Source organism: uncultured Jatrophihabitans sp., from assembly GCF_964244045.1.
Taxonomy (GTDB): Bacteria; Actinomycetota; Actinomycetes; order Mycobacteriales; family Jatrophihabitantaceae; genus Jatrophihabitans.
The window spans coordinates 24,097-35,345 of sequence record NZ_CAXTHK010000036.1 but is presented as its reverse complement, the minus strand read 5'-3'; the positions used below and the strand labels follow the sequence as shown (position 1 = coordinate 35,345).

General features: G+C 69.2%; 8 protein-coding genes. 5 read left to right on the top strand and 3 right to left on the bottom strand.

Translation table 11 applies throughout. The features are described 5' to 3' along the window. Positions 1 to 593: 593 nt before the first annotated feature. Genes ACFFC4_RS19295 through ACFFC4_RS19275 form a run of 5 tightly spaced genes read left to right on the top strand, consistent with a single transcriptional unit; the run spans position 594 to position 8,569 of the window. Positions 594 to 3,554, top strand: a complete 2,961-nt coding sequence (locus ACFFC4_RS19295) for an amino acid adenylation domain-containing protein (RefSeq protein WP_375503885.1) — start codon at positions 594 to 596, stop codon at positions 3,552 to 3,554. Between the two features lie 4 nt (positions 3,555 to 3,558). Continuing rightward, positions 3,559 to 5,340 carry a non-ribosomal peptide synthetase gene (locus tag ACFFC4_RS19290; RefSeq protein WP_375503883.1) on the top strand — a complete coding sequence of 594 codons (1,782 nt, stop codon included), beginning with the start codon at positions 3,559 to 3,561 and terminating at the stop codon, positions 5,338 to 5,340. Further along, positions 5,341 to 6,834 (top strand): condensation domain-containing protein, encoded by a 1,494-nt coding sequence (locus ACFFC4_RS19285; RefSeq protein WP_375503881.1) that lies wholly within the window; start codon positions 5,341 to 5,343, stop codon positions 6,832 to 6,834. It begins immediately after the preceding gene. Continuing rightward, complete coding sequence (locus ACFFC4_RS19280; protein WP_375503879.1) at positions 6,831 to 7,553, top strand: 4'-phosphopantetheinyl transferase family protein; 723 nt, start codon at positions 6,831 to 6,833, stop codon at positions 7,551 to 7,553. Before ACFFC4_RS19285 ends, ACFFC4_RS19280 begins: the two co-directional genes overlap by 4 nt. Before the next feature lie 2 nt (positions 7,554 to 7,555). Then, positions 7,556 to 8,569 carry a TauD/TfdA family dioxygenase gene (locus tag ACFFC4_RS19275; RefSeq protein ID WP_375503877.1) on the top strand — a complete coding sequence of 338 codons (1,014 nt, stop codon included), beginning with the start codon at positions 7,556 to 7,558 and terminating at the stop codon, positions 8,567 to 8,569. Here the strand turns inward: ACFFC4_RS19275 and ACFFC4_RS19270 are convergent. From ACFFC4_RS19270 to ACFFC4_RS19260, 3 genes are read right to left on the bottom strand one after another with little or no spacing between them, the layout of a single operon-like run. Next, positions 8,556 to 9,860, bottom strand: coding sequence for an ABC transporter ATP-binding protein (locus tag ACFFC4_RS19270; protein WP_375503875.1), 1,305 nt, complete (start codon positions 9,858 to 9,860; stop codon positions 8,556 to 8,558). The genes ACFFC4_RS19275 and ACFFC4_RS19270 overlap by 14 nt on opposite strands. Continuing rightward, positions 9,844 to 10,695 carry an ABC transporter permease gene (locus tag ACFFC4_RS19265; RefSeq protein ID WP_375503873.1) on the bottom strand — a complete coding sequence of 284 codons (852 nt, stop codon included), beginning with the start codon at positions 10,693 to 10,695 and terminating at the stop codon, positions 9,844 to 9,846. Before ACFFC4_RS19265 ends, ACFFC4_RS19270 begins: the two co-directional genes overlap by 17 nt. Positions 10,696 to 10,735: 40 nt before the next feature. Then, positions 10,736 to 11,182 carry a GNAT family N-acetyltransferase gene (locus ACFFC4_RS19260; protein WP_375503887.1) on the bottom strand — a complete coding sequence of 149 codons (447 nt, stop codon included), beginning with the start codon at positions 11,180 to 11,182 and terminating at the stop codon, positions 10,736 to 10,738. Positions 11,183 to 11,249 lie beyond the last annotated feature (67 nt).

Genomic DNA, 11,249 nt, shown 5'->3' with positions numbered 1-11,249 from the left:
GACCGCAATCGCGTGCTGACCGGTCGCGAGCCGAGTCACAGTCTGCGCCGGGTAGGTGCCACCGGTGGCGAAGATGGTGGCGCGGTCAGTGGCGACCGCGAGAGCCGCCTGCAAGGTCGCGCACGGTGCACCGGCGCTGCACGCCTTACCTGAGCCGCGGGGCGCCATGTACACCGCCGACGAAGTGCTGGCACCAGCACCGGAGACAACCGGTAACCCCGCGACCAGGAGAAACGCAACACAGAACAGGACACGTGTGACACGAGGCGCGAACCTGCTCACGCTGCTCCAGCTCGTCAGGGGTGCAATCAGACTTCGAGGGGACGATTTGCGACAACGGCGACGCGACCTACACGAGAACTAATACTCGATGGCATCCGACCGGACAAGCCCCGCTGTCGAAGTTCGCGGCTGCCGGTGCAGCGACAGCGGGATGCTTCGAGGGCACCAAACCGCCGCATACCCGACAGTCTCTCGGCTCGTCAGGTCAGCTGCGTCGGGGTCAGGTATTTTGAGGCCCGTTCCGGCTCGCGTTCGCGGTGACCGGCCTGACGTAGCGCACTAATTGGTACCGGCCGCTGGAGGGCGTTGGAATGCAGGGATTTGAGCTCTCGCTCGCCCAGCGAGATGCCTACCGCCTCGACGCAGGCTCGTCGTCGGTGAATCGGGTGCGCGTGCCGGCTCCCGCCCACCGCACGATCGCCGACCTCCGCGAGACCCTGGTGCTGCTGAGCAGCCGGCTGGAGATCCTGCGCACCTCCTTCTCGCAGACCGCGGGGGCGCCGTACCCGGTGCAGGTGATCTCGCCGGATCCCTACGACGTTGTTGAGCTGGGCCCCAAATTGGTGGGCATAGCTGCGCCCGGCACACGGGCCGCGGTCCTCGGCGTCGAGCTGAGCGGCGGTGTCCTGGACGTCTGGGCGCTGCGAACTGTCGCCGACCACGAGAGCCTGCTGTTGATCGCGAACATCCTCAACGGCGTGGTCGAGCTGACTGACGACAACCTGCAGTACGCCGACTACGCGGGCTGGGAGTCCGAGCAGCGCGAGGCCGACACCCCCGAGCGGCGGCTGGCCGCCGACTTCTGGCCGGCCGCGGCTGAGAGCGCCGGGCCGGCCGACCCGGCTGCTTCACCCACTTTGGCCGAGGTCGCCAGCCGACGAAGTGCGTCGGCGGAGCTGTGGCTCAGCGCCTGGGTAGCCGTGCTCGAGCGCGACCAGGTGCTCGCCGAGGGTGCGCCCGCCGTACAGATTCGGGTGTCCGGGCGCGGCTCTGCGGACGTCGCTGATGCCGTCGGACCGTTCGCCAGGTCGGTTCCGCTCGCCGTGCCCGGCCTGCTCGATCTACCGGCCGCCGACGCTGTCCGTAGCGTCGCTGCCCTGCTCGGCCAGGCCGACCGGTTCCTGGTGTACGCGCCACAGACGGTGTCGCTGGTGGGTTTCTCGCACTACCCGGCCGGGGCGCAGGACGTGCCGCCCGATGCCCGGCTCGTAGCCGAGCTGGTCCTCGTGGGAGACGGGCCGCTCAGCAGCGCAACGGTGGCCTCGTCCAACGGCGAAGACGTAGCCGACCGGCTTGCAGCGCACCTCGGCGAGCTCGTCAGCACGCTGGACGAGGACTCCGCCCGCACAGCCGGTGATGCGAACATGCTGCCGAGCGCCGAGCTCGAGCGGCTCGTCGCAGCCGGCACCGCTGCCGAACCAGCGCCGCAGGTCGAGGACACCCTGCTCGAGGCGTTCGAACGTCAGGCGGCACAGTCGCCCGATGCGCCGGCCCTGGACGACGGGACCACCGCACTCACCTTTGCCGAGCTCGACGCGGCGGCGAACGCCACCGCCGCGGGTCTGCGCGCCAGCGGCGCAGGCTCCCGGCCGGTCGCGATCGTCACCGACCGCACGGTGGCCACCGTCGTGTCGATGCTCGCGGCTTGGAAGTGCGGCCAACCGTTCCAGCCACTCGGGCCCGGCACGCCTGCGGAGCGGCTCGAACGACAGCTGGCCCGCAGCGGCGCCGACGTCGTCCTCGCAGCCGTTGACCACACGGTCGGCTCGGTGCCTACCTATCGACAGCAGGATCTCGCCCAGCGCGGGGCGACGCTTGCCGCCGACCTCACCGCGACGACGCCAGAGGATCCGGCGTACCTGCTGGCCACGTCGGGCTCGACCGGCGAACCCAAGATCGTGGTCGTGCGACATCGCAACGCGGTCGCCTATGCGCGCGGCGTCGCCGACCGGTTGCGGATCGGCGGCCCGGGAAGCCGGCTCGGTGTCGTCACGTCCCTCAGCACGGATCTCGCGTACACCATGGTGCTGCCTGCGCTGTTCGGCGGCGGATCGATTCGACTGCTCAGCGACGACGAGCTCAGTGACGTCACCTCCCTTGATCGGGTCGTGCGGGCGGAGTCGATCGCGGCCGTGAAGCTGACCCCGTCACTGGCCCGCGCCCTGCTTGCCGGCGAGCAGCCGGTTCTCTCGGCCCCCCTCGTGGTGCTGGGCGGTGAGGCCCTCGAGGCCGAACTCGTCGAGTCCTTGTACGCGGCGGGGGTTCAACGGGTCGTGAATCACTACGGGCCGACCGAGACGACGGTCGGCGCAACCATCCATGACGTTGCACGCGGGGCGTACTCCGCCGGTCCCGTCCCCATTGGGCGGCCGCTGCCCGGCGTACGCACCTTCGTCCTCGACGCGCGGCAGCACCTGGCCCCGTTCGGGGTAAGCGGCCAGCTGGCGATCGGCGGTTCTGGCGTCAGCGCCGGATATCTCGGCGATCCCGATACGACAGCCACGGTGTTCACCGTGTTCGACGATCAATCGGTGTACCTCACCGGCGACTCCGTACGGCTCGACGACGGCGGACACCTCGTCTACCTGGGCCGAGGCGACGGCCAGGTCAAGATCCGGGGACATCGCGTCGAACTCGCTGAGATCGAGTCGACGCTGCGTGGCTCGTCGCTGGTCAAGGACGCCGCGGTGCTGGTCGATCCCGACGACCCCGACGGTGACCGGCTGGTTGCCTACGTCTCCGGCGACGGCGGCACCTCGACGGACGAGCTGCGCTCCGCGCTCGGTCGGACGCTGCCGGACCACATGATCCCGGCTCAGTTCGTCACGCTGGCGGACCTGCCTCGGATGGCGAACGGCAAGCTCGACCGGGCCGCGTTGCCACGGCCGGCCGACGTCGTCGACGACGTACTCGACGACGCGACACCCCCAGCGAACGACACCGAAAGCGCGCTACTCGCGATCTGGTCGGACGTCCTGCTCGCCGATCGGCTGGGCGTCGAGGACGACTTCTTCTTCGTCGGTGGCCACTCGCTGCTGGCGACGCGCATCATGGCCCGGGCCCGAAGCACCTTCGGTGTTGAGCTTCCACTGCATCTGATCTTCTCCTATCCGACCGTGCGCACGATGAGCGTCGAGATCGACGATCGGCTGGGCGCCGCCGCCCCTGACGTCCCGTTGTCCGACCTCATCGCCTCGATCGAGAACATGGACGAGGACGAGGCCCGTCGACTGCTGGACCGCGAACTCGGCCGGACCCCCGGGACCGAGTGATGGTGTGACTGCCGCAGCGCTCTTGCGGACGATCCCGGAACGCATCGCCGCCGCAGCGGCGATGTGTCCCGATCGGGTCGCCGTCCGAGACGCCGACGGCGAGATCACCTACGCCGCTCTCGCGCGCGATGCTGCGGGGGTTGCGGCTCGGCTTCGCGCGCGCGGCACCCGGCCCGGCGAGCTGGTCGGAATCGTGGCGTCTCGACACAGGCGCACCGTCGTCGCGATGGCCGGGGTGCTGCTGGCCGGGGCTGCCTATGTCCCGCTCGAGCCCACCATGCCTGCCAGCCGGCTTGCCTCGATCGCCGCAACGGCGGCCCTGCGGCTGTGCCTCGTTCCCGACCCCGCGGAGGGGTGCCCGCTGCCGAACGTCACGCAGCTCGCGGTCGACGACTCGGCCGGAACGGTGGGCGCCGAACCGGCACCGGACCTGGCCGGCAGCGATCTCGCGTACGTGATCTTCACCTCGGGCTCGACAGGAGAACCGAAGGGCGTCCAGATCACGCACGCCGCGGTCCTTGCCTTGCTCGACCACATGGCGCGCGCTCCCGGCCTGTCGCCGGACGAGATGATGCTCGGGGTCACGACCCCGGCATTCGACCTCTCGGTCCCCGACCTGCTGCTGCCGATCATCACCGGCGCGACCCTGGTGCTGGCCGCCCGCGAGGTCTGCGTGGACGGCCGGCGCCTGGGCGAGCTGGTTGATCGTGCACACCCGGACCTGATGCAGGCCACGCCGTCCACCTGGCGTCTGCTGCTGGCCGCGGGCTGGCGCGGTCGGCCAGGCCTGCGTGCGGTGTGCGGTGGCGAGGCCTACGAGGCGTCCCTCGTGCGCGCCATCAGCACCGTCACGGCAGGCGTGTGGAACTTCTACGGCCCGACGGAGACGACGGTGTGGTCGGTGTCGCAACGTCTGGACGGCGAGGTGCAGGACCCCGTGCCGATGGGCTTCCCCATCGCCGGCACCTGGTGCGACGTCATCGGCGACGACGGAACACCTGCCGGCCCGGGGCGCACCGGAGAGCTGGTTATCGGCGGCGCGGGGGTCAGCCCCGGTTACCTGGGGCGCCCGGACCTCACCGCGGCCGCGTTCGTCGAGGTCCCCGGTCTCGGTCGGGCGTTCCGGACCGGCGACTTCGTTCGTCGCGACGCCGAGGGACGGCTGACGTTCGTCGAGCGCCGCGACGGCCAGGTCAAGATCCGTGGCTACCGGATCGAGCTCGGCGACGTCGAAGCGGCCGCGCGCGCCCTACCGGACGTCGAGCAGGCGGTAGCGGTCACCGTCGGACGGCCCGCGAATGCGATCGTCGCGTATGTCACCGTCGGGCGGGCGGTCGACGCCGACCTGCTGCGATCGCAGCTCGCGGCCGCCCTGCCCGTCTACATGGTCCCGGCGCGCGTCGAGGTGTGCCTAGAGCTCCCACTGACCGCCAACGGCAAGGTGGACCGGCAGGCGTTGGCGGCGCGGGCCGAGCAGGCCCCTGCGGCCGAACCCGTGGTGGCGCCGGATCTCGCCGGGGTCACCGAACACCTCGTTGCCGACCTGTGGGCAGAGGTCCTCGCCGTCCCAGCGCCCAGCCGGTTCGACGACTTCTTCGCCCTCGGCGGCGACTCGCTCGCCGCCACGCGGATCGTCACCCGGGTCGCCGACAGCGTCGGCGTCCAGCTCGACGTCATCGACGTCTTCCAGGCTCCGACGGTCGCGGACTTCGCCCTGCTCCTCCTCGCAGCCATGATCGCCGACGAGCCGAACGACCTGCTCGTGCGCGTCGAGGACGAAATCTAAGTGACCAGCGCGAACGAGCTCCGCGCGCGCCTCGATGCGCTGAGCCCGGACCGGCGTGAGCTCGTCGAAAAGATGCTCCTCGCTCGACGGGCTGCGGGAGGCGGGATCCCGCAGCGCGACCGGTCGCGACCGGCCCCCCTGGCGCCGCCGCAACGGCGGCTGTGGTTCATGGACCAGCTCGCGCCCGGTTCGCCGGTCTACAACGCGATCGTGGCCGTGCGCGTGGACGGTCCGCTCGACCTCGCGGTGGTCCGGCGGGTTATGGAACGCATCGTTGCTCGGCACGAGGTCCTGCGGACGGTGTTCCGCTCAGTGGACGAGATGACGGCTGACGTGAGCCAGGTCGTGCTCGACGACTGGCAGCTGAGCTTCGAGATCGTGTCCGCCTGCGGCGCGGACGCGCACGAGCGGCTGGTCGACGGTGTCCGCCTGCTGCAGGAGTTCGGCCGCCGGCCGTACGACCTCGCCGTCGACCTCCCGCTGCGGATCATCGCGGTCGCGGTCGGCGACGACTGCCACCTGCTGGGTTTCGGCGAGCACCACATCGCATTCGACGGGTGGTCAGACGAGATCATGTTCACCGAGCTGGCTGCCGGGTACGCCGCGGAGATCGCCGGCACCGGGTGGGCGCCCGAACCAATGGTCGTGCAGTACGCCGACGTCGCCGCCTGGTTGCAGGACCGGGCGCCGGACGCCCGTCGCGAGAGCTATTGGCAACGCCAGCTCGCCGGGGCCCCGCACGCGGTCGAGCTGCCGGTCGACCGACCGCACCCGGATACCCCGCGCTACCGGGGGGTGCACGTGCCGATGCGGATCGACGGCGCGTTGCCCGATCTGGACTCCCTGCGGGTCGCCGAGCGCTGCACCTCCTTCATGGTGCTCTCGGCCACGCTTGCCGGCGCGGTGTATCGGTGGAGCGGGTGCCGGGAGTTCGTGCTGGGCACGCCGTTCGCGAACCGGAACCACTCGGTCATCGAGCCGTTGATCGGTTTCTTCTCCAACACTCTGCCGCTGCGCTTCACCGTCGACGGCGGCGAGAGCTTTCGCGCGCTCGCCCGGCAGTCCCGGGCTCTGTGCATCGAGGCGTTCCAACACCAGGACGTGGCCTTCGAACGGATCGTCGAGCTCAGCAGACAACCTCGCGACCGCCGCCGCAATCCCGTCTTCCAGGTCAACATCCGGGTGCAGCAGGGTGGCCCCGCCGTCCCCGACCTCGTCGGGCTAACCACGTCGGCCGTCGATGTCGACCTGGGTTTCGCGCGCTTCGACCTCGCCGTGGACCTGTCGGTGACCCGGACCGGGATCACCGGCTACTGCGAGTACAACAGCGACCTGTTCGACCCCGCGACGATCGACCGGTTCATCGACTGGTCGCAGCAGTTCATCGCCGATTGCCTTGCGCGGCCGGACATCCCGCTGCGCGACCTGCGGTTCGGTCCGCAACCGGTGGGCGTCCGCGCCGGGCGCCGTCGAGCGGGCGGAGGCGCGCCGTGACGGCACAGCCGATCGTCGACGTCTGGGCCATCGACCTCGACGCGGCCGATCCACACGACCGCACGCTGCTGGACGCGCACGAGCGAGCGCGGGCCGACGCCTTCCGATTCGAGGAGCACCGCACTCGATACACGACCGCGCACGCCGCCGTGCGCCGCATCGTCGGCGAACGCCTGGCCATCGAGCCTGACCGCGTCGAGTTCCGCACCCTCGAGCACGGCAAGCCCGTCCTGACCGGGTTCCCGGACGTCCACATCAATCTTTCGCACTCGGCGAACGTCGGGTTGTTCGCGATGGGTTCGAGCGAACTCGGCATCGACGTCGAGTGCGGGCCGGCCGACCTTGCGGTCGCAGCTCGCTTCTTCAGCCTCGACGAGCACGCCGAGCTAATGGCGCTGCCCGCGCACGACCGCGACCAGGCCTTCCTCACCTGCTGGGCGCGCAAGGAGGCCTACCTGAAGGCGAAGCGCGGCGGCCTCGCGTTCCCGCTCGACCGCTTCGCCGTGTCCCTCAGGCCGACCGAGCCACCGCGCCTGCTGTGGTCCGACCTCGACGCTGCCGATCAGCAGTGGACGGTCGTCGACCTGACGCCGCAGCTGCCGGACTTCTCGCCTCCGGGTAGCGCGGCACTCGTTTTCCAAGCGTCGCCCCTAGCCGAACATCGCGTCATCTTCCACGAAGCCACGAGACAACACGAAGCAACGAGACAAGGAGTGTGAACATGCCACCGGAGATCAGAAGGGGCGCACGGCGCGCCGTCGACCTGTCGAGCAAAGGCCTGACGGCAACCGGGCATCTGCCCGGGCGCGAGGGCAAGCTGCCGCTGGTGATCCGGCCGTCGGGGCCGCAGATTGACCTGCCCCAGTGGGCCGCTGCCCACCGTGACGAACTCACCGCCGGCCTGCATCGGTACGGGGCGGTGCTGTTCCGTGGCTTCGACATCGCGACGCCGAGCGCCTTCTCGGTGGCCGCCGAAGCCGTGGCGGCGCAGCTCTACGGCGATTACGGGGACCTCCCGCGAGACGAAGCGGCCGACAATATCTTCTCCTCGACGCCGTACCCCGCGAACCTCCCGATCCACTTCCACAACGAGAGTTCGCACATGGCGCAGTGGCCGACGCGGATCTTCTTCAGCTGCCAGATCGCCGCCGAGAGCGGGGGCGAGACCCCGCTCATCGACTGCCGCGAGCTCTACCGCTCACTGGACCCGGCAATCGTCGAACAGCTCGAGACCCGCGGACTGCGCTACGTCCGCAACTTCGGCGAGGGCATCGATGTGTCGTGGCAGGACTTCTTCGGGACCTCGGACCGGGCCGTCGTGGAACAGCGCTGCTCCGAAGCCGACACGACGTGCGAGTGGCTGCCCAACGGCAACCTGCGCATCAAGCAGGGCGCCGCCGCGGTGCGCACCCATCCGGTGACCGGAGAAAAGGTGGTGTTCAACCAGGTCCTGCTGCACCACCCGGCGGCGATCCCCGAGAGCATCCGGACGGCGCTCTTCGAGCTGTTTGACCCGGACCTGTTGCCACGCAATGTCACGTACGGCGACGGCGAGCCGATCCCGGACTCGACAATCGAGTACCTGATGGGTCGCTACGACGAGCTGGCTGTGCGCTTCCCCTGGGAGGAGGGCGACATGATCATGCTCGACAACATGCTCGTCTGCCACGGGCGTGCCCCGTTCGAGGGCGCTCGCAAGATCCTGGTCGCGATGTCGGGCATCATCGCGGCCTGAGGTCGGGCGGCACCTGCGCAGCTGGGATCGGGCGCGGTCGGAACCCCGAGCTGTGGTCGCGGTGCGCGCCGACCGGACGGGGGTGGTTGCCGTTGGACGCCGAGGGCGGGTCCAGGCGGGCCCACACGCTCGAGACGTGGACCGGCGCCAGGCGCACGACGGCACGCGGTGCCGGGTCGAGGTCGGACCCGGCGACCTCGAACGAGGCCGCCGGATGCCAGGGCATGAGGTCCAGGCCGTCGTGGGACTCTGCGTACAACCAGAGGCTGTATCGCCCCCGGGGAAGCGGCAGGTCCGAGATCTCGCACTGCACGCGTTGCACACCTTCATCGAAGATCATCGAGGTCGAGACCAGGACGGTCGGCGTGGCCGAGCCCTCGCTTATACCGACGTGCAGGCGGCCGCGCGTCGCTCGTTCGAGATTCAGTGTCAGATCGATGAGCAAGGGCGCGAAGCTGCTGGGGATGCCGCCGTCGGAGCGGTCGACGCTCACACCGATGCACCGCGCGAGGCCGTCGACCGACAGGTGATCGGAGGCATAGCTCTCGATCGCGGCCCGGTAACTCGACAAGACCTCTCGCGAGCTGCCGTCGGCGAGCATCACCCCCATGTCGAGCCAGATCGAGCGCGAACACGTCGCCTCCATCGAAGCCAGATCGTGCGAGACGAACACGAGCGTCGTGCCTTCCTGCAGCACCTCGCGCATCCGGTTCAGACAGCGCTGCTGGAACCACGCGTCACCGACGGCCAGCACTTCGTCTACGAGGAGCACGTGCGGACGCAGGAACGCAGCGACTGCGAACCCCAGCCGCATCTGCATGCCCGACGAGTAGTACTTCAGCTGCCGGTCGATCGCCGTGGACAGGTCGGCGAACTCCACGATCTCGTCGAAGCGGGCCCGCACCTCCTGCCGGCTGAGGCCCAGCAGGGTGCCGTAGACGTAGGTGTTCTCGCGACCGGTGAGGTCAGGATGCATGCCGCCGCGGATCTCGATGAGCGCGCCGACGCGGCCGCCGATGTCGACCTCTCCGGCGTAGGGGTACATGACCCCGGTCAGAACCTTGAGCAGCGTCGACTTACCGGCGCCGTTGGAACCGACGATGCCTACGGCCTCCCCGGTTCCGACGGTGAAGTCGACGTCGCGCAGCACCCATGTCCAGCGGTCGTCGCGGTCGCGGCTACGCAGGCTCAGCTTGTCGACGTGGTCGCGCAGCGAGGGTCGGGTGCGATCGGCATGGAATCGCTTCCACACCCGAGACACGGCGATCTCGCCGTCAGATGAGGTCGGCAATGCCCAGCTCGAGACGCTTGAAGACCTTGAAACTGATCAGGAACAGCACGGCACTGCTGATTGCCGCGGCGCCGAGCTCCGACCAGTCCGGCGCGAGCCCGTAGAGCACGGCTCGGCGGTACCCGTCGATCACCGGGGCCACCGGGTTGAGAAAGCTGTACGCGAGCCGGAACCGGGACGGCACCTGGCTCATGTTGAAGGCGATCGGCGTGACGAACAGCCCGAGTTGGAGCACAAGCGGCAGGATGTTGCGCAGATCACGCAGGTAGACCACGACGATCGAGCCGAGCACGGCACCGCCGGCGGCCATCGGGAGCTGGACGAGCATGAGCACCGGGATCCAGTAGCAGGTTGCTTCCGGGACGGTTCCGGTCGCGATGAACAGCACCGAGAGCGTGCCGACCGATATCAGCGTGTCGACACCGGTGAGCACCATGGCCGCGATTGGGAACGCCTCGCGCGGGCAGCGCACCTTGTTCAGCAACGGCTGGTTGCCCAGCAGGCTGCCCACCCCTGCACTCAGCGCCCCGGAGAAGAACGACCACGGGATCAGGCCGACGAAGCTCCACAGCACGTAGGGAACGCCACCGGTGTGCGAATGGGTGAGCCGGCGCAGGAAGAGGCTCAACGCGAGCACGACCGCGAGCGGCTGCAGAACCGACCACCCGACGCCGAGAAAGGTCTGCTTGTAGCGCGCGATGAAGTCGCGGGTGGCCAATACGCGAATCAGTTCGCGACGGCGGTACAGCTCTCGAAATGACGCCGAAATGCTGGACGAGCGCTTGAAGCGCAGCTCCCGTGGGGGCGCGTCAGGAATCGCGCCGACATCAAGCATCACGACCACCCTCCAGAGACGTACGCGCTGGGACGATACGTCAACTCCTGGCGTTGCGGGCGGGCGGCGACATGAAGCGGCGGTACCGAGTGACCTGTTCGAAGCCCATACCCAGCCATACCGGGGTACCGATGGTGGACGACTGTCCAACGACGAGATCCTCGCCACGATCGAAGGCCGAAGCCCACGCCGCAGCACACACCACCTGGCCCAGCCCGCGACCCTTCGCCTCGCGGCGAGTGCCGGTCCACTGCATTCCGCCACACCCGCCGGACACGAAGTTCGCCGAGGCCGACAGCGCGCGATCACCCTCGTACAACAGGAAGACGCTCATCGCCGGATCCCGTGCGCTGGCGAGAGAGAACAGCACCGATTCTTGAATGGCACGTGGTGCCTCGGCCAGCTGATAAACCTCTGCGATGACGTCCAGATAATCGACCAAACCGTCTTCGTCGTCGACGCGACGCAGTGAGCAACCCGCCGGCACTGCGTAGTCGGCAGGCCGATGGTCGGTTGCCACCCCGCACAAGCCCTCAGCGGGCTCCCGCACGACG

Excerpts from the sequence above, each read along its gene's own strand:
- ACFFC4_RS19295 (WP_375503885.1), top strand. The coding sequence starts at position 594 with ATGCAGGGATTTGAGCTCTCGCTCGCCCAGCGAGATGCCTACCGCCTC.
- ACFFC4_RS19275 (WP_375503877.1), top strand. The coding sequence starts at position 7,556 with ATGCCACCGGAGATCAGAAGGGGCGCACGGCGCGCCGTCGACCTGTCG.
- ACFFC4_RS19265 (WP_375503873.1), bottom strand. The coding sequence starts at position 10,695 with ATGCTTGATGTCGGCGCGATTCCTGACGCGCCCCCACGGGAGCTGCGC.